The 15,161-nt window shown below is 53.9% G+C and carries 14 protein-coding genes; 11 read left to right on the forward strand and 3 right to left on the reverse strand.

Features of this window, described 5'->3' with window-relative positions:
* Positions 1-141: 141 nt before the first annotated feature.
* Complete coding sequence (locus GEI7407_RS07120; protein ID WP_015171464.1) at positions 142-981, reverse strand: ABC transporter ATP-binding protein; 840 nt, start codon at positions 979-981, stop codon at positions 142-144.
* 52 nt (positions 982-1,033) lie between these two features.
* A complete protein-coding gene (locus tag GEI7407_RS07125; RefSeq protein ID WP_015171465.1) occupies positions 1,034-2,164 on the reverse strand; it encodes a branched-chain amino acid ABC transporter permease in 1,131 nt (376 codons plus the stop codon).
* Positions 2,165-2,389: 225 nt separating this feature from the next.
* On the opposite strand from GEI7407_RS07125, the gene GEI7407_RS07130 reads away from it, so the two are divergent.
* The 10 genes from GEI7407_RS07130 (at position 2,390) to GEI7407_RS07170 (ending at position 12,609) form a co-directional block, all read left to right on the forward strand.
* On the forward strand, positions 2,390-2,599 hold the full coding sequence (locus GEI7407_RS07130) for a hypothetical protein (protein WP_015171466.1): 210 nt from the start codon (positions 2,390-2,392) through the stop codon (positions 2,597-2,599).
* Positions 2,600-2,646: 47 nt separating this feature from the next.
* On the forward strand, positions 2,647-2,946 hold the full coding sequence (locus GEI7407_RS07135) for a hypothetical protein (RefSeq protein ID WP_015171467.1): 300 nt from the start codon (positions 2,647-2,649) through the stop codon (positions 2,944-2,946).
* A 66-nt stretch (positions 2,947-3,012) separates the two neighbouring features.
* A complete protein-coding gene (locus GEI7407_RS07140; RefSeq protein WP_015171468.1) occupies positions 3,013-4,599 on the forward strand; it encodes a glucose-6-phosphate isomerase in 1,587 nt (528 codons plus the stop codon).
* 19 nt (positions 4,600-4,618) lie between these two features.
* A complete protein-coding gene (locus GEI7407_RS21330) occupies positions 4,619-4,777 on the forward strand; it encodes a hypothetical protein (RefSeq protein ID WP_190274180.1) in 159 nt (52 codons plus the stop codon).
* Between the two features lie 235 nt (positions 4,778-5,012).
* Positions 5,013-5,453 carry a hypothetical protein gene (locus GEI7407_RS07145; protein ID WP_015171469.1) on the forward strand — a complete coding sequence of 147 codons (441 nt, stop codon included), beginning with the start codon at positions 5,013-5,015 and terminating at the stop codon, positions 5,451-5,453.
* A 623-nt stretch (positions 5,454-6,076) separates the two neighbouring features.
* Positions 6,077-7,426: a CmpA/NrtA family ABC transporter substrate-binding protein gene (locus tag GEI7407_RS07150; RefSeq protein ID WP_015171470.1), complete on the forward strand. Its 1,350-nt coding sequence runs from the start codon at positions 6,077-6,079 to the stop codon at positions 7,424-7,426.
* Between the two features lie 210 nt (positions 7,427-7,636).
* Entirely contained in the window at positions 7,637-8,482 is an 846-nt protein-coding gene (gene ntrB / locus GEI7407_RS07155) for a nitrate ABC transporter permease (RefSeq protein ID WP_015171471.1), read from the forward strand.
* A gap of 44 nt (positions 8,483-8,526) precedes the next feature.
* Complete coding sequence (locus GEI7407_RS07160) at positions 8,527-10,530, forward strand: nitrate ABC transporter ATP-binding protein (RefSeq protein ID WP_015171472.1); 2,004 nt, start codon at positions 8,527-8,529, stop codon at positions 10,528-10,530.
* 258 nt (positions 10,531-10,788) lie between these two features.
* Positions 10,789-11,631 carry a nitrate ABC transporter ATP-binding protein gene (locus GEI7407_RS07165; protein WP_223294495.1) on the forward strand — a complete coding sequence of 281 codons (843 nt, stop codon included), beginning with the start codon at positions 10,789-10,791 and terminating at the stop codon, positions 11,629-11,631.
* A gap of 474 nt (positions 11,632-12,105) precedes the next feature.
* Positions 12,106-12,609, forward strand: coding sequence for a hypothetical protein (locus GEI7407_RS07170; protein WP_015171475.1), 504 nt, complete (start codon positions 12,106-12,108; stop codon positions 12,607-12,609).
* 31 nt (positions 12,610-12,640) lie between these two features.
* On the opposite strand, the gene pyrC is transcribed toward GEI7407_RS07170, so the two are convergent.
* Positions 12,641-13,693: a dihydroorotase gene (gene pyrC, locus GEI7407_RS07175; protein WP_015171476.1), complete on the reverse strand. Its 1,053-nt coding sequence runs from the start codon at positions 13,691-13,693 to the stop codon at positions 12,641-12,643.
* Positions 13,694-14,736: 1,043 nt separating this feature from the next.
* Between pyrC and GEI7407_RS07185 the strand changes: the two genes are divergently transcribed.
* Positions 14,737-15,126 carry a hypothetical protein gene (locus tag GEI7407_RS07185; RefSeq protein WP_015171477.1) on the forward strand — a complete coding sequence of 130 codons (390 nt, stop codon included), beginning with the start codon at positions 14,737-14,739 and terminating at the stop codon, positions 15,124-15,126.
* Positions 15,127-15,161: the final 35 nt, after the last annotated feature.

Here is a 15,161-nt window from a genome sequence, read left to right on the forward strand (position 1 = left end):
TTTTTCGCCGTAAATAAACGGTTGCGGCCTAAAAATTTTTTAAACGGCGCAAACGGCGCTACCTATTTCCCTGCAATTTGTTTGTTTTTGTCAGGGGGGAGGGTGCGAAATTTGCCTAGAATCTGCGGGCTCTCGAGGGGGTTATTGGCCCAGGTAAGCCTCGAGGACTTGGGGATTGTTTTGGATTTCTTCGGGGGTGCCGGAGGCGAGATTGTGGCCCTCGGCGAGGACCCAGACGCGATCGCACAGCGACATGATCACGTCCATGTTGTGCTCGATGATCAAGAAGCTCAGGCCTTCTTGGTTCCAGCGCACGATGTGCTCGCAGATTTGATTGATCAGCGTGGGATTGACGCCGGCGGCGGGCTCGTCCAGCAGCACCAGCTTGGGGTTGGTCATCAGGGCGCGGGCCATCTCCAGCAGCTTGCGCTGGCCGCCGGAGAGGGAGCCTGCGTACTCGTGGGCCATGTGCGCCAGCCCCACAGACTCGAGGATCTCTAGGGCGCGATCGCGGGCGGCTTTCTCCTCGCGGGCGATCTGCTTGGGCTGAAACCAGGCGCTCCAGAAGTTTTCGCCCGTTTGCTTTTGCACCGCTAGCAGCATATTTTCGAGGACCGACAGCCGCGACAGCACCCGCGCCACCTGGAAGGTGCGCACGAGGCCCTGGAGGGCGATTTGGTGGGACTGCAGCTGCTGGATCGGCTCTCCGTCGAAGATCACGCGGCCCCGATCGGCCCGAATCGACCCGGCTAGCAGGTTAAAAAGCGTCGTTTTGCCAGCGCCGTTGGGGCCGATGAGCCCCGTGATGCTGCCGCGGGGCACCTCGATGGCGGCTTCATCCACGGCCCGCAGCCCCCCAAAGCTTTTGCACAGGCCGCCCGCCGCCAGCAGGGGAATGGGGGGCCGGGCGGGCTGCTCTTCGACTTGGGCCAAGATTTCTTCGAGAGAGCCGTCGGTGGGGGGGGTTAGGTTGTTGTCCATCGGTCGGGTCGGCAGTAAGGAACTTCGGGTGCAGGGGAGAGGGCGGTTGGGCTTAGCGGCCTAGGGTCAGCTCTTCTTTTTTGCCCAGGATGCCCTGGGGACGCCAGATCATCAAGACCATGAGCAGGAGGCCGATGATCATGATCCGCAGGGCGCCGAGGCGAGCGTCGTCGATGGGCAAAATGGCGGGTAGGGCAAAGCGGGTGACGGAGTCGTAGGCCCAGAAAATCACCGCGCCCAAGAGGGTGCCAGGGTTGCTGGCGGCGCCGCCGAGGACGACGATGGTCCAGGCGTCAAAGGTGATCTGGGGCCGGAAGTTGTCGGGATAGACGGCGGTTAGCTGCCAGGCGTAGAAGGCGCCCGCGATGCCCGCGATCGCTCCTCCCAGCATGAAAGATTGCAGCTTGTACCAAAACACATTCTTGCCGAGGGCTCGGGCGACCTCTTCGTCTTCGCGAATGGCCTTGAGGACTCGGCCCCAGGGAGACTTGACCAGCCACTCCAGCCGCCAAAAGACCAAAGCTACGGTGGCGACGCTCAGGAGCATCAGGCCCGCTTTGTAGGTGTAGTCGTAGAGGGCGGCGGCTCCGGCGATGTAGATCACGAGCCCCAAAATGCTCACCAAGGCCGCTGTGATCAGGGCTCCGATGGACCAGCGCAGGGCTTTGACGGGCTGATCGCCGATTTGTCTGGGCGCTTTGGGGCGCTCCATGGCCCAGCGCCACAGCTGCCAGCCGCCCAAGGCCGCGATCGCCGTCCACAGGCCGATCATGCCCAGGCGGCCCAGCAGGTTTGGGTCAAAGCGCTCTAGCGGCAAAGGGAAGCGCTGGACCCCAAAGGCTCCGCGAGTCAGCCACTCTTCGTTGAGGGCGACTAGGCGCACCACCTCTGAGACACCGATGGTGACGATAGCCAGGTAGTCCTCTCGCAGGCGCAGGGTCGAAAAGCCCACCAGCAATCCCAGCAAAGCTGCGATCGCCGCGCCGATGATCACCGCCACGAGCAGCGGCACTCCGCTGGCGCTCAGCAGCACCGTCGTGTAAGCGCCTACTGTCATAAAAGCGACATGGCCGAAATTGATCAAACCCGTGAAGCCCCACTGGAGATTTAGGCCAAGGCTATAGAGGGCAAAGGTTGCGGTGGAAATCGTGAGAAAAACCAGGTAACCGATATATCGATCCATGGGTTGGGAATAATCAGAGGGGCTCAAACAGCGGATCTACAGGGCATTTTGTCCCTGCCGCGACTGGCTAGGCAACCAGCAATCGAATTCTACCCTAGCCGCGGGAGCGCCTTGTATCTGCGGTAATGACTCCCGTTGCCAGAAGCCTGCCGAAATGGGTCCAGCGCCCGGTTGGGAACGCTCTAAAGTGATAGCAGCCTTGTCCCTTGCGACAGGTCAACCCCTATGAAGTTAGCCATGAACCTGCTCCGAAATCGCGTGCATCACTTAGTCGATCGGCTGTCGGATGATGAAATCAACACCCTGTGGCCGCTGCTGCGATCGCTCTACTGGGACTTCTACGTCCTGCGCTCCATCCAAGAGGCCAAGCGATCGCTGACCCCCGGTGATTCCCTCACCCACGAAGAAGCCCTAGAACTGATCAAATTTCTCTAGATCTTGCTGGAGAATGCCAACCTAATCCTTACAGGGAGGCTGTACCGTTGTTTCAGCCCTCGACCGTCCTTCCAAGTAGTGATCGTCCCGTGAGCCATGAAATTCGCTACGAGCGCTCATTTCTGCTCGATCTCAAGAATCTTGAGCCCGCAGTCTATCAGCGGGTCTTTCAATTTGTTTTTCAGGACAAATTAACGCTAACTCAGATTCAAGAAATGCCCGGATTTCGGCAAATTTACGCGAGCCCCATCTTCTATCGCTTTGAGCTGAGCGATTGCCTGATTGGAGTCGAAATTACGGGGCAAATCGTCAAATTCCTGCGTGTCATACCCAAGCCAGATATCTAGACAGGGCTGGGAAAACAGCGCTCCTCGGTAAACTGAGAGGGTGAATACACGACGCGAGAGCTACCTATGGATGCCGCTGCGCTCTGGAAACGTTATCAAGACTGGCTCTATTACCATGCAGGGCTGGAGTTTTATCTCGACATCAGCCGTATGGGCTTTGATGAGGCGTTTGTAGAAGCGATGACGCCGAAGTTTGAGAAGGCCTTCAAGGACATGGCGGCACTGGAAGCTGGGGCGATCGCCAACCCCGACGAAGACCGCATGGTGGGGCACTACTGGCTGCGCGACCCAGAGCTGGCCCCCACCCCCGAAATCAAGGCCGAAATCACCCAGACCCTAGAGCGGATCAAGGCCTTTGCTCACCAGATCCACAGCGGGGCCATTCATCCTCCCCAGGCTCCGAAATTCACCGATGTGTTGTCCATTGGGATTGGTGGCTCTGCCCTGGGTCCCCAGTTTGTCGCTGAGGCCCTAGGAGCCGTCAATCCGCCGCTGACGGTGCATTTCATTGACAATACCGACCCGGCGGGAATCGAGCGCGTGTTGGCCAAAGTGGGCGATCGCCTCCAGAGCACCCTGGTCATCACCATCTCCAAGTCCGGCGGCACCCCCGAAACCCGCAACGGCATGGTCGAGGTCCAAAAGGCCTACGCCGATCGCGGTTTGTCTTTCCCGCAGTACGCGATCGCCATCACCAGCGAAGGCAGTAAGCTCGACCAGATCGCCACTGGCGAAGGCTGGCTCGATCGCTTCCCCATGTACGACTGGGTGGGCGGTCGCACCTCGGAGCTGTCCGCCGTCGGCCTGCTGCCCGCCGCCCTCCAGGGCATCGACATCCAGGGCATGCTCGACGGGGCCAAGGCCATGGACCAGGCGACCCGAGTGTCTTCCCTGCGCCACAACCCGGCGGCGCTGCTGGCCCTGAGCTGGTACTACGCTGGCAACGGCAAAGGCGATAAGGACATGGTGGTCCTGCCCTACAAAGACAGCCTGCTCCTGTTTAGCCGCTATCTCCAGCAGCTCGTGATGGAGTCCCTGGGCAAAGAGCTCGACCTCGATGGCAAGCAGGTTTACCAAGGCATCGCGGTCTACGGCAACAAGGGCTCGACGGATCAGCATGCCTATGTGCAGCAGCTCCGGGAAGGCGTGCCCAATTTCTTCATGACCTTTATTGAGGTGCTGCGCGATCGCCCCGGCGCGGCTGTAGAGGTCGAGCCGAACGTCACCTCCGGCGACTATCTCTCGGGCCTGCTCCAGGGCACCCGTCAGGCCCTCTACGAAAACCACCGCGACTCCATCACCGTCACCATTGGCGAAGTGGACGCTCAACGGGTCGGGGCGCTGATTGCCCTCTACGATCGCGCCGTGGGCCTCTACGCCTCCCTGGTGAATATTAACGCCTACCACCAACCCGGCGTAGAAGCGGGCAAAAAAGCCGCCGCTGCGGTGCTAGATCTCCAGCGCCAGGTGCTCCAGGCGATCCAGAGCGCGGGTCGGCCGCTGTCCCTGGGAGAGCTGGCCGAGTCTCTGGGCGCGGGCGATCGCATTGAGAGCATTTACCTCACCCTGCGCCACCTAGCCGCCAACGATCGCGGCATTCGCCTAGAGGGAGACCCCGGACAGCCCGCAAGCCTCAAGGTATCGGCTGCCTAGTCTTCTTTGAAGTTGCTTGATGCTTTCTGAGCCCCCGTCAGCGTTGATGGGGGTTTTTGGTGAATCAGTCGGGAAAAATACAGCCGAAAAAGGGGCGATCGCGCGCTTTTTTACCCAAAAACTAGGACTTCTCTTTGAGTTATCACTATCAAAAGAAAAGCTGATTGTCGAATCGTGATTAATACTACAAAACTCTAAAATGAGAGATCAAAATCTTCTATTTGTAGCGTTTCCCACAAAAAATCCCTAGACTTTCTCTAAACTAAAGACATCGCAGTTTTCCCTAGCCCCTCAAGCTCAGCCACTTTCTGAAATCCCCTCTGAAGCGTGCTTCGGGCTAGAAATCTTCAGAAATAGAGCAAAAAGATTATCAGTGAAAGCTGCTGTCAGCAAGCAATTGCAGGAAGGTCATCATGGGTTTAATAAGCAGTATTGAAGTTCGTCCGATTTCTGCTTTTAAGGGAGGAATGGCTGAGTTTTATACCCCTCAGTCCAGCCACGAAACAATGATGGTGCAGATTCCTCCCAACACCATTGATGACCTTTATGTTCACCACTTTCAGACAGACCAGCTTTTAGTAGTGCGCGGGAGCTTCGTGCTGATCTCTCTGCAAAATCGCGCCTATCGGTACTTCTATTTGAGCGATCGCTACCCAACGGTTGTCACGATTCCGCCTGGGATTCCCCACAGCGCGATTAACCTCAGCCCCGAGCCCTGCGTCCTCGTCAACGCTGTGCTGCGCCACGGGATCGCCGATGAGCGAGACTACCGCCCGATGCGGCCTCCCATCCCTTACGACATGGCCGCGATCGCCCGTCTCATGGCCGCCCACGAGTATCCCCTCAGCGCCTAATCTTCAAGTTTCCTTGGCTAGTTGCAAGTCTCCCCGCACCGTCCTTCCGGTGCGATTTTTTTGTCTTCAAAACGCGACTAAATTCTCGAGTCTGGCTTGGACGTGGGATTCCCCCCACGCTACGCGCTGGCTTCCGGTGCGCGATCGCCCTTCCTGGCTCAGACCTAAATTGCGAGGCAAATAGACCCGAGACCCTTGGTCTAGAGATAATCATAGAGAAAATTAAATAGAATCCATACTTACTGATTAATCAATTCTTTGCCGATCGGCTTAATATAAAAGTTTTACTTATAGTCTGAATTGAACAATTAATTTCGATGCGTCTAGACATCCCCCCACTTTTCTGAGATTCTCTATATAGAGTTTGCTAGATGACGCTTTTAATACACATAGACTTAAATCTATGTTTTGGCTCTAGCAACGGCACTGAATCGCGCTGTACCAGCTACCGATCAGTCAGTTTTCATTCCACTACCTCGAACGGCATTTATATGCCATCAGGCGGTTAGGTGTGGGAGCGGTGATGCCTCTACATCCTGATGCAATTTTGTCTTGCTTGCATTTTCAAGCCTGTACCGAATCAATAGTCAGCTAGTTACCTGATGAAACCATCAGGAAAATCTATGACCCTAAGAACGTCCCGTCGAAAGTTTTTGATCACCGTAGGTGCTTCCGCTGCTAGCTCGATCTTGCTAAAAGGATGCCTAGGTAATCCTCCTTCGGCCACCAATAACGCTTCCTCATCGACTCCCTCTGCTGGGCCTGTGGCCGCTGGCGATGCCCCCGAAACCACTACGGTTAAACTAGGCTACGTTCCCATTGTGGAATCTGCGCCTCTGATCATCGCAAAGGAAAAAGGCTTTTTCGCCAAGTATGGGATGACGGGCGCTGAAGTCTCCAAGCAGGCGAGCTGGGCCTCCGCACGGGATAATGTCACCATCGGTTCAGGCAATGGTGGTATTGATGGTGGTCAGTGGCAAATGCCTATGCCCCATCTGATTACCGAGGGCATCATTACAAACGGCCAAAAAACGCCAATGTATGTTCTCGCCCAGCTCAATACCCAGGGCAATGGTATCGCCATCTCCGGCATTCACGCTGGAAAGGGATTAGGGCTAGATATCTCGGGTGCAGCTGACTACATCAAGGGATTCCAATCGACCAACGGCCGTAAGTTTAAAGCTGCCCACACCTTCCCCAACGTGAACCAGGATTTCTGGATTCGCTATTGGTTCGCAGCGGGTGGAATTGACCCTGACAATGATATTGATTTGCTGGCTGTGCCGTCGCCAGAAACCGTTCAGGGCATGAGAACCGGCACCATGGACGCCTTTAGTACCGGTGACCCCTGGCCCTATCGAATTGTCAACGATAAAATCGGCTTCCTGGCGGCACTAACCGCTGAAATCTGGCCCTATCACCCCGAGGAGTATCTCGCTATCCGAGCTGATTGGGTTGATAAAAATCCCAAAGCAACCAAGGCCATTTTGAAGGCCGTCATGGAAGCACAGCAGTGGTGCGACGATCCGAATAACCGGGCAGAACTGATCCAGATTGTTTCCGGGCGCAATTACTTCAATATTCCGGCTAGCATCCTAGAGCCTCCCTATGCGGGCAAATATGAGATGGGAGATGAAAAGCCCGCCGTCAATGACTTCAAGAAAGGGCCGCTGTACTGGAAGGATGACCGAGGCAGTGTTTCTTATCCCTATAAGAGCCATGACCTCTGGTTCCTGACCGAGACGCTGCGGTGGGGCTTCCATAAGAATTCGATCACAGACATCGATACGGCCAAGAAAATCATTGACAAGGTCAACCGTGAGGACCTCTGGCTAGAAGCGGCGAAAGAAGCTGGCTTCTCGGATATTCCGACCAGTACCTCCCGGGGTGTAGAAACCTTCTTTGATGGCACCCAGTTCGATCCAGAGAACCCTGAAGCCTATCTCAACAGCCTAGCGATTAAGCGAATCTAGGCGTTCGGTCCAGCTTCCCTGGACCTGGGATCATGGGCCAACTATGTGGCGAAAGTAGCTTCCTTTGATGGGCTGAATTCTGGCTTCTCTGTCCCCTTGTGATCAAAGTTGGTAAGCACTTCAACTCGCGAGAAAAGTTGACGTGATCTCTGTTGCTAACTAATTTTTCTCACTGTCCTTGTAACGACATCTTGATTCTTAGGAGAATTCATGGTGACCCCTGCAGGTATCCGCACTCGGCGGCCCAATTCCTCTAATTCGGCTCAAAAAATCTGGAAAAAATACAACAATATTCTGCTACCCGTTGTTGGTGTTTTAGGGTTTCTGATTATTTGGCAACTGCTGTCCTCATTAGGCTTCACAAAGTTACCTGGCCCCTTGAGCCTAGTCACTGAGACTCGAACCCGCGAGATGTTGATGTATCCCTTCTACGATCGCGGCGGATTAGATAAGGGATTATTCTGGCAAACGCTGGCTAGCTTATCGCGAGTTGCCAAAGGCTATCTGGCTGCTGCGGTTGTTGGAATCGGCTTAGGCATTTTGGTCGGCACTAATCAGACCTTGAACAAGGCCTTAGATCCGATCTTCCAGTTCCTCCGCATGATTGCTCCCCTGGCCTGGGTGCCTATCACCCTAATTGCCCTGCCAAATGTGCAGATGGCGGCTATCTTCGTTATCTTCATCACAGCGATCTGGCCGATCTTGATCAACACGACGGTGGGCGTGCAGCAGATTCCCCAGGACTACAAAAACGTGGCTCAGGTGCTGCAAATCTCTCCGCGCAAGTACTTTTTCAAGATTTTGATTCCGTCTGCGCTGCCCTACATTTTTACCGGCCTGAGAATTGCCATCGGTTTAGCCTGGCTGGCCATTATTGCGGCTGAAATTGTGATGTCTGGTGTTGTGGGAATCGGTTTCTTTATCTGGGATGCCTATCAGCAGAACTACGTTAGCGAAGTGATTCTCGCGGTGTTTTACATCGGCGCTGTGGGATTATTACTCGACCGCGGTATGGCCTATCTCCAGAACTGGATTCTGCCTGCTGAACCCAAATAGAAATTGACCTCATTTTGTGACCTCAGGACATCGGGAGAGAAACCATGGCTGTACTCGTTGCAGTGGATCAAATCGATAAGGTGTTTCCCCTCAGTGGTGGGGAAGAATACATTGCCCTCAAGGGAATTGATCTGGAGATTAGAAAGGGAGAGTTTGTCTCTCTAATCGGGCACTCGGGCTGCGGTAAGTCCACGCTGCTGAATATGATTGCTGGGTTGGATTTGCCCAGTGAGGGCGTGGTGACCCTAGAAGGCCAGCGGATTAGCCGGCCTGGGCCAGACCGCATGGTGGTGTTTCAAAACTATTCGCTGCTGCCCTGGATGACGGTGCGGCAAAACATTGCCCTCGCGGTGGATGAGGTGATGCGAGACTTGCCTGCGGGTGAGCGGCGATCGATCATTGAGCAGCACATTGATATGGTTGGGCTGCGCCCCCACGCTGATAAATTGCCCGCTATGCTGTCGGGCGGACAAAAGCAGCGGGTTGCGATCGCCCGGGCCTTGGCTACTCGCCCTAAACTGCTGCTGCTAGACGAGCCCTTCGGCGCTCTGGACGCCTTGACCCGAGGCAATCTGCAAGAGCAGCTGATGCGCATCTGCGAGGAAAACCAGGTCACGGCAGTGATGGTAACCCACGATGTCGATGAGGCCGTCTTGCTCTCCGATCGCATCGTAATGCTGACGAACGGTCCAGGCTCCCAGATTGGCCGCATTCTAGAGGTTGATATTCCCCGCCCCCGCAAGCGCCTGGACGTGGTCGAGCACCCCAGCTACTACAGCTTGCGCAGCGAGATGATCTACTTTCTCAATCAGCAAAAGCAGGTCAAAAAGCTGCGGGCACGCAAGGCGGCAGTTGTCGCGCGCCACGGCCTAGAAAAAGTCAACCTCGATATTGGCTTTGTGCCGCTCACCGCCTGCGCTCCCCTAGCGATCGCCCAAGAAAAGGGCTTCTTCACCAAGCATGGTCTCGATGAAGTGAAGCTGGTGCGGGAAACCAGCTGGCGCGGGATTGTGGATGGCATCAGCGGCGGCTATCTAGATGCGGCCCAAATGCCCTCGGGAATGCCGCTGTGGCTGACCTTAGGAGCCGAAGATACTCAGCCGCTCCCGGTGGTGAGCTCGCTGACGATGACTCGCAATGGCAACGCGATTACGCTGGCAAAGCGCTTCTACGACCAGGGAATTCACACCCTGGCCGATCTCAAGCGCCTGCTGCTGGACTCTCCCGAACAGCAGCACCGGTTTGGAGTCGTGCACCCGTCGTCGATGCACAACTTGCTCTTGCGCTACTGGCTGGCGGCGGCTGGCATCGATCCCGATCGCGATGTGCAGTTGCAGACGATTCCGCCAGCCCAAATGCTGGTCGATCTCAAGGCTGGCAGTATTGACGGATTTTCGATCGGTGAGCCCTGGAATCTGCGCAGTGCCATAGAAGGAGTGGGCATTACCGTGGCCACGGATCTGGAAGTGTGGCAGGGCCATCCTGGCAAGGTTTTGGGCGTGCGGGAAGACTGGGCCAATGCCTATCCCAATACCCACATTGCGCTGGTGAAGGCGTTGCTAGAAGCGGGTCAGTATTGCGCCGATCCGGCAAACGAAGCCGAAATTCGCCACATTTTGGCCCAGCGAGAATACCTGGCGACCAAAGAAGCCTATATTCACTTGGGAAGTCCTGATACCTTGGCCTGCAGTCTGGATCAGCCGATGCGGGAGGCGGCGCATCACCTGTTCTTCGGCAAAGGGGCAAATCGTCCTAGCCGGACTGAGCATCTCTGGCACATGGTCGAATTGGCTCGCTGGGGGTACACGCCTTTTCCGCGCAATTGGGTGGAAATCCTGGAGCGTGTTTGCCGAGTTGGGGTGTTCAGCACTGCGGCGCGGGAGTTGGGGCTTACGGATTTGTCTTACAGCAGTGGCCCGATCCAAATGTTTGACGGCACGGTATTCACCGCAGATGATCCGATTGCGTATCTCAATGGCCTGACGATCAAGCGCGATTTCACAATGGCGGATGTTGTCCTAGCCTCTAGCTCGGTGCTGGCAGCTTAGTCTATCAATTTAGACTTTCGTGATGGTTTCAGGTTCGTTTTAAGACCTTGTGTGTTGCAGGTAGTGGGGCCTAGGGCTTCTAGGCTCCTACGAATAAGTTTGCTGGCGGTTGAGGGCGTTTGGGGTTGGCTGTGCGATCGCACCTGCATAACTTCCATTAATTTCGATTAATTTCAGTCGACCTCGATGAGCCAGAAACATCAGCCCTGATTCGTTTGCAACCCATATCACCCAACTCTATCTATGATGACCCACTCTATGGCGAAATCAGCTTCGTTAGATCAGCTTCGCTCTGCCACCCAGCAGTCAGCAGATGACTATCTAGTCATTGAGAATCTGTCCAAGGTGTATCCCACGAGCAAAGGCCCGTACTCAGTTCTCCAGGATGTCAATCTGAGGGTTAATGCGGGTGAATTCATCTGCGTGATCGGCCACTCAGGCTGCGGCAAGTCAACTTTGCTGAACATGGTTTCTGGCTTTAATCAGCCGACTACTGGTCGGGTCGAACTGAAGGGAAAACCAATTCTCAAGCCGGGTCCAGACCGCATGGTGGTGTTTCAAAACTACGCCCTGCTGCCCTGGATGACAGCCTTTGAAAATATCTATTTGGCGATTGATTCGGTTCATCCGAATAAGTCGGTTGCTGAAAAGCGATCGCTGGTTCGAGATAGCCTAGCGCTTGTGGGGCTAACGGAGGCAGCCGACAAAAAGCCGTCCCAGATCTCTGGCGGTATGAAGCAGCGGGTCTCCATTGCACGCGCGCTAGCCATTCGTCCAGAGGTGCTTATTTTGGATGAGCCCTTTGGCGCTCTAGACGCCATCACCAAGGAGGAGTTGCAAGAGGAGCTGCTGAAGATCTGGAATGATCATCGCTGCACCGTTTTGATGATTACCCACGATATCGATGAGGCCTTGTTCTTGGCCGATCGGCTGGTGATGATGACCAATGGCCCGGCGGCGCAGATTGGAGAAATCATGACCATTCCCTTTCCTCGTCCCCGCAACCGAGTTGAAATCATGGAAGATCCCCAGTACTACGAATTACGAAATCAGGCGCTGGACTTCCTATACAACCGCTTTGCCCATGACGACGACGAGTAGGACAGCTTTATCTCTTTCCTACCGGTGGTGAAGAGGATCTAAGCCTCATTTGAAGTCCAGTTCATGGCTGCCCATGAGTATCCTCTTTGCCCTTAAATACGCTTTTCTTCTTTGAAGTTTTCTTGACTAGTTGCAAGTCTCCCCGCACCGCCCTTCCGGTGCGGTTTTTTTATGTCTGGAAGCTGTGCTGCATTTTGTGACTGGGGTAGAGCAACGCAGTATCCCGCGCGCTTTGCTCGTGAGAGGAGATCGGTTGGCTTCCGGAAAAGCTGAGTGCTATGCCGTAGGTATGCTGGACAATGTAGGCCATGGAGGCGCTGAGTTAGACAATCTAATCTTCAATGGCTTTTCAAACTATGTCGTCTTTAAGACTTTAGATATTCTGCAAAGATGACATGCTGCCCAGTAGCCTAAAGCTACAAAGACTGGAGCATTCTCTCAAAATTTCAGTTTCTCAAACTCAACCATTAACTAATGATCCTCAAACCTTATCTCATAGCATCGATTTCAACTCTGTTTTTAGGCGCGATCGCCGTCTCAGAGGTTCAGGCCGAACCGGGTAAGACTGTAGGCTCAGATGGTACGACGATCGGCATCAGTGGGGATGTATGGGTTCTGCGAACTCCTGTGTCTGACACGACTCAAAGCTTTTATGGTGGAAACCTGCGGGTTTATGACGTCCACATTGCCAAGATGGTCGAAGTGACGCATCAAGAGTGCAAAACGACCCCGAGCCGCGAAGATAGAATCTGGCGTTACATAGCGAATACTGATGAGTGGATGGGAGAGTTTCGGATTAGCTGCCAACTCGCGAATGACCTGGCGATCGCCTATGGCATGGGCAAACCTGAAATGACGTCCATCTTCATGGCAGAAGCCGACGAGCCGAGCACAACAGCTATTCCGACCCTGAATATCACGGGAGGCAAAGTTCAAAGCTGGATGCAATTTACGCAAAACTTCCAGCCCATTCGCTAAGCTCTGCGCTTGTCTAATGATCAGCCACTAGTTAGCCTTCCTTTGCTAGGTTGGCGTCAGCCATCTGCCACGTCATCTCTTGGCCTGCTCGCAAAGGGACAAGAGATGACTCGGTAAATGGAACCTCGTCGGGAACGCGCCAGGTCGTTTTGTTTAAAGTGATCTGCTCGGTGTTACGCGGGAGCTGATAGAAATCTGGCCCGTAGAAGCTGGCGAAGGCTTCTAGTTTGTCGAGGGCATCAACGCTCTCAAAAGCCTCTGCGTATAGCTCCATCGCGTGCAGGGCCGAATAGCAGCCCGCGCAGCCACAGGAGCTTTCCTTGCCATCGCGAGGATGGGGAGCGCTATCGGTGCCCAGAAAGAACTTGGGACTGCCAGAGGTTGCCGCTTGCAGAAGGGCGAGGCGATGCTCCTCACGCTTCAAAACGGGCAAGCAATAGAAATGGGGTCGAATACCGCCCTGAAAAATGGCATTGCGGTTGTAGAGCAAGTGCTGGGGCGTGATCGTTGCGGCGACGTTGTTGGCAGACAGAACGTACTGCACCGCATCGGAGGTGGTCACGTGCTCAAACACCACGCGCAGGTTTGGAAATTGCTCCTTCAAGGGGATCAAGTGTCGCTCGATAAACGCTTTTTCGCGATCGAACATATCAACGCCTTGATCGGTCACTTCTCCGTGCAGGAGTAAGGGCAGGTCTACCTCTTGCATTGCTTCAAAGACGCGATTGCACTTACGAATGTCGGTCACGCCGAAGTCTGAGTTGGTGGTTGCTCCGGCTGGGTAATACTTGACGGCTTTGACAAACTGAGACTCTTTGGCCCGGGTGATCTCTTGGGGGGTGGTGTTGTCGGTGAGGTAGAGCGTCATCAAGGGCTCAAAGCGCTGCCCCGCCGGAATGGCTGCCAGAATGCGATCGCGATAGGCCGCAGCATCGGCGACGGTGCGCACTGGGGGCTTTAGGTTTGGCATGACGATCGCGCGGGCAAACTGGCGCACGGTGTGGGGTAGTACCGCTTTCAGCGCCTCGCCGTCGCGTAGATGTAGATGCCAGTCGTCAGGTCGGGTGATCGTAAGTGTTTGCATCTCCCGATTATAGAACTGCTAGTGCTTTGTGATGCTCTGAGGAGAGTGGCGCTCAGGGCGATCGCGCGTTGTTGGGAAGGGGCGATCGCCAAGATTGTGTCTGAATACTCCAGACATTGAGCTGGCACTCATAAGGTGATTAGTTGAGGCTCACTCTGGCTGCATAAGGGCGATCGCTTTCTCTTTGGTGATTGCAGTTGGCAAGTGCTGAGGCAGGCAGGTTATCTTGTGATTAATCTGTCTAGATAAGTTAGTGATTTTGGCAAGCTGCATAGTCCGAAAACTAGAGAGCGTGAACCTATGCCAAATAAATATGAAGAAGCTTTTCAAAACGCCCGTCAGTTGGCTAAAAAATGACAGTACCAGGCAGCGATCGACGAGTATAGCCAGGCGATCGCGCTGAATCCTGAAATGGTAGAGGCTTATGTTTTTCGCAGTGCTGCATTTGCCATGATACCTGGGCAAGAGCACCGGGAAATCGAGGATGCTCGTAAGACCGCAGAGATCTTGAGGGCACGAGGAGATGAGGAGAGAGCCCAGTGTATGGACGCACAGGCGGAATCCGTTCAAGGAGTGATCGAAGAGCGCGAAATGGGCATTGAGTGACGGCTTCTCGTGTAGGCTAGAGCACAAAACTCAACATTGGCAAGATACTCTCTTCATACGCTCCAAAGTAGAGAACACTATGTTTGCTTGTCGCCGTAAAGAATCTGAAAATATGCGGAAAGATTCTCGCTAATCTGCTTAAACAGTGTACTGTGTGAAAAAATCGACACAAGTAGAAAATGAAGGTTATATTGCCTTACACTAACAGTTAGAGATTAAAAACATTGAGAGAAACTGGCACTCTAGCCCTGCGTTGGGGCCGATGAGCATTGTTAGTCTGACGATGCGGCCTTAGCGGAGTTCATGCTTCAAGACCGCTATTATGCAGCCTAATCCCCGTTTGGGAAGTGCTCAGAAAATTGCTGGTTAGACATAAACCTTGCTCCAATAATGTTGTCGAGATCTCATTGCCACTACTTCAATGATGTGAGTTCAATATGGAAAAACGTAAAACAATATGCTTTTCTGTGCCGGTATCTACTCTTATTCATGCAGCTGAAGAGAAGTTGAATGTCAAAATTCAGTTCTCCTATGCTGAACTAATGGAGAAAATACTTGACGATAATTCTTCCATCCCATTGATTTCAACGAATAAAATCTTTGAAGATTTTTTTGGTGGTGAAGATAAGAAAGAAAGATTAACAGTGATTAAGTGCTGTTTTGAGCAAAAATTCTTAAAAGAGCTAGTTGAGAACAAGCAAGATTACACTACATTTGTTGGCTGGAAAGATGCTCTGTCTTTAGCACTAGACTCAGATTATTGGTGTCTTAATATTCCTGCCACCTCTCAAGAAGATGAAGGCAAAAATGAAGATGCTGAAAATTAAACCATTCACTAAAGCTTCTTGTTGGAAGCTACACT

This window comes from Geitlerinema sp. PCC 7407 (assembly GCF_000317045.1).
GTDB lineage: Bacteria > Cyanobacteriota > Cyanobacteriia > PCC-7407 > PCC-7407 > PCC-7407.

Excerpts from the sequence above, each read along its gene's own strand:
- GEI7407_RS07160 (WP_015171472.1), top strand. The coding sequence starts at position 8,527 with ATGGCTGTACTCGTTGCAGTGGATCAAATCGATAAGGTGTTTCCCCTC.
- GEI7407_RS07130 (WP_015171466.1), top strand. The coding sequence starts at position 2,390 with ATGAAGTTAGCCATGAACCTGCTCCGAAATCGCGTGCATCACTTAGTC.
- GEI7407_RS21330 (WP_190274180.1), top strand. The coding sequence starts at position 4,619 with ATGCTTTCTGAGCCCCCGTCAGCGTTGATGGGGGTTTTTGGTGAATCA.
- GEI7407_RS07120 (WP_015171464.1), bottom strand. The coding sequence starts at position 981 with ATGGACAACAACCTAACCCCCCCCACCGACGGCTCTCTCGAAGAAATC.
- GEI7407_RS07185 (WP_015171477.1), top strand. The coding sequence starts at position 14,737 with ATGGAAAAACGTAAAACAATATGCTTTTCTGTGCCGGTATCTACTCTT.
- GEI7407_RS07170 (WP_015171475.1), top strand. The coding sequence starts at position 12,106 with ATGATCCTCAAACCTTATCTCATAGCATCGATTTCAACTCTGTTTTTA.
- pyrC (WP_015171476.1), bottom strand. The coding sequence starts at position 13,693 with ATGCAAACACTTACGATCACCCGACCTGACGACTGGCATCTACATCTA.
- GEI7407_RS07150 (WP_015171470.1), top strand. The coding sequence starts at position 6,077 with ATGACCCTAAGAACGTCCCGTCGAAAGTTTTTGATCACCGTAGGTGCT.
- GEI7407_RS07165 (WP_223294495.1), top strand. The coding sequence starts at position 10,789 with ATGGCGAAATCAGCTTCGTTAGATCAGCTTCGCTCTGCCACCCAGCAG.
- GEI7407_RS07145 (WP_015171469.1), top strand. The coding sequence starts at position 5,013 with ATGGGTTTAATAAGCAGTATTGAAGTTCGTCCGATTTCTGCTTTTAAG.
- GEI7407_RS07140 (WP_015171468.1), top strand. The coding sequence starts at position 3,013 with ATGGATGCCGCTGCGCTCTGGAAACGTTATCAAGACTGGCTCTATTAC.
- ntrB (WP_015171471.1), top strand. The coding sequence starts at position 7,637 with ATGGTGACCCCTGCAGGTATCCGCACTCGGCGGCCCAATTCCTCTAAT.
- GEI7407_RS07125 (WP_015171465.1), bottom strand. The coding sequence starts at position 2,164 with ATGGATCGATATATCGGTTACCTGGTTTTTCTCACGATTTCCACCGCA.